Source organism: Arthrobacter sp. SPT-J7 (assembly GCF_059089965.1).
This window is the reverse complement of sequence record NZ_JBNHFF010000347.1, coordinates 1-2,429: the sequence shown is the minus strand read 5'-3', so window position 1 is coordinate 2,429 and position 2,429 is coordinate 1. Positions and strand designations below refer to the sequence as shown.

Here is a 2,429-nt window from a genome sequence, read left to right as displayed (position 1 = left end):
GGGTGGCTGGATACGTGCGGGAGGTGGTGGGGTGTCCCGGCGGGTGTAATGGGGTTATCGTCCGGTAGCGAACGGCCGTTTCTTTGTCGGCCTTGGTCTATATATTGAACTCATGACCCAGACTCCGCTGCAGGATTCCGCCAGCTCCGCCGCCACCACGCCTACTCCCCCGGTGGCCAGAAAGATCCCCTCCGAGCGCATTCACCACGGAGACACTTTTGTGGACCACTACGAGTGGCTGCGGAACAAGGAATCCGACGAGGTTGTGGAGCACCTGAAGGCGGAGAACGCCTACCAGGAAGCAGTCACCGCCCATCAGGAGCCGTTGCGCGAGGCGATTTTCCAGGAGATCAAGGGCCGCACACAGGAGACGGACCTGTCCGTTCCCCACCGCAAGGACGGCTGGTGGTACTTCAGCCGCTCGGTGGAAGGCAAGGAGTACGGCATCCAGTGCCGGGTGCGCGCCCGGAACAGCGGAAACCCTGTTGCGGACTGGACTCCCCCCGCGGTGGAGCCCGGCGTCGGGATTCCGGGCGAGGAAGTCCTGCTGGACGGCAACATTGAAGCCGAGGGGAAGGCGTTCTTCTCGGTTGGCGGCACGGCCGTGACGGTGGACGGCAACCTCTATGCGTACGCTGTGGACAACGCCGGCGACGAACGGTTCACCCTGCGCATCAAGGACCTCCGGACCGGCGAACTGCTGCCGGACGTCATCGAGAACGTCTTCTATGGTGTCGCCTTCTCCCCCGACGGCACCCGCATCTTCTACACCGTGGTGGACGACTCCTGGCGCCCCTACCAGGTCAAGGCCCACACCCTCGGAACACCTGTCAGCGAGGACGTGGTGATCTACCAGGAAGACGACGTCGCCATGTGGCTGGGCTTCGAGCTCTCTGCCGACCGTCGCTACCTCGTGCTGGGCATCGGCTGCTCCGAGTACAGCGAGACCCGCCTGCTCCGGTTCGAGGACCCCGCCCAGGAGCTCACCACCGTGATCTCCCGGGACGAGCGTGTTCTCTATGAGGCCGAGCCGTTCCTGCTGCCCGGCGCGGACGGCATGGCGAGCGAGCGCATCCTGCTCACGCACAACCGCGGTGCCATCAACTCCATGGTCTCCCTGGCTGACCCGGCCGAGCTTCGCAAGCCCCTCGCCGAGCAGCGCTGGGACACCGTCGTCGAGCATTCCGACGACGTCCGCGTCAATGGTGCCGGCGTCACCTCCACGCACCTCGTCGTTTCGATCCGCAAGGACACCATCGAGCGCGTCCAGGTCATCGGACTGCAAGGCGTCGGGACCGAGGCGCAGGAGGCACCAGTGGAGCCCGCATTCGATGAGGAGTTGTACACCGCGGGAGTTGGCGGTTCGGACTACGAGGCTCCGGTGATCCGACTTGGCTACACGTCCTACTTCACGCCGTCGCGGGTTTACGACTTTGTGCTGCCCACCCCGGGGCAGCCCGCCGGCGAACTGCTCCTCCGCAAGGAAAGCCCTGTCCTGGGCGGCTTCGACGGCAACGACTACGTGGCCACGCGCGAATGGGCCGAGGCCAGGGACGGCACGCGGATCCCGCTTTCCGTGCTGCGCCACAAGAACGTGACGCAGGATTCGACGGCGGCCGGCCTGGTGTACGGGTACGGCTCCTACGAGCTGAGCATGGACCCCGGCTTCGGCATCGCACGGCTGTCCCTGTTGGACCGCGGCGTGGTGTTCGTGATCGCCCACGTCCGGGGCGGCGGCGAACTCGGGCGGCACTGGTACGAGAACGGCAAGAAAATGGCGAAGAAGAACACCTTTACCGACTTTGTGGACGCCACGGACTGGCTGGCGCAATCCGGCTGGGTGGACCCGTCCCGGATCGCGGCCCTCGGCGGCTCGGCCGGCGGACTGCTGATGGGTGCCGTGGCCAACATGGCTCCCGAAAAGTACGCGGCCATTGTGGCCCAGGTCCCGTTCGTGGATGCCCTCACCACTATCCTGGACCCGGATCTCCCGCTGTCAGCCCTCGAATGGGAGGAATGGGGCAACCCGATCACGGACCCCGAGGTCTACGCCTACATGAAGTCCTACTCCCCCTATGAGAACGTCAGCCCGGCTCCGTACCCGAAGATCGCCGCGGTGACGTCCTTCAACGACACCCGCGTGCTGTACGTGGAGCCGGCGAAGTGGGTTCAGGAGCTGCGGAACAGGACCACCGGCTCCGAGCCGGTGGTGATGAAGATCGAGATGGACGGCGGCCACGGCGGCGCGTCCGGCCGTTACGTCCAGTGGCGCGAAAGGGCCTGGGACTACGCTTTCATCGCCGACTCCCTCGGCGCCTCGGAGCTGCTGCCGGGAGCCGGCCTGAAGTAGGCCCGCCTGTCGCTCTTTCACTGGGGCCAGTCGGATTCGGCCTGTTTCCAAAAAAGCTAATCATGCTTACTCTTATCTG

1 protein-coding gene is annotated in these 2,429 nt (G+C 65.3%); it reads left to right on the top strand.

Annotated features, from left to right (window positions below; translation table 11 throughout):
* Positions 1–112 precede the first annotated feature (112 nt).
* Positions 113–2,350 (top strand): S9 family peptidase, encoded by a 2,238-nt coding sequence (locus tag AC5RWX_RS32450; RefSeq protein WP_494100283.1) that lies wholly within the window; start codon positions 113–115, stop codon positions 2,348–2,350.
* The last annotated feature ends 79 nt before the right edge of the window (positions 2,351–2,429 follow it).

Coding starts and splice junctions, on each gene's coding strand:
- AC5RWX_RS32450 (WP_494100283.1), top strand. CDS start 113: ATGACCCAGACTCCGCTGCAGGATTCCGCCAGCTCCGCCGCCACCACG.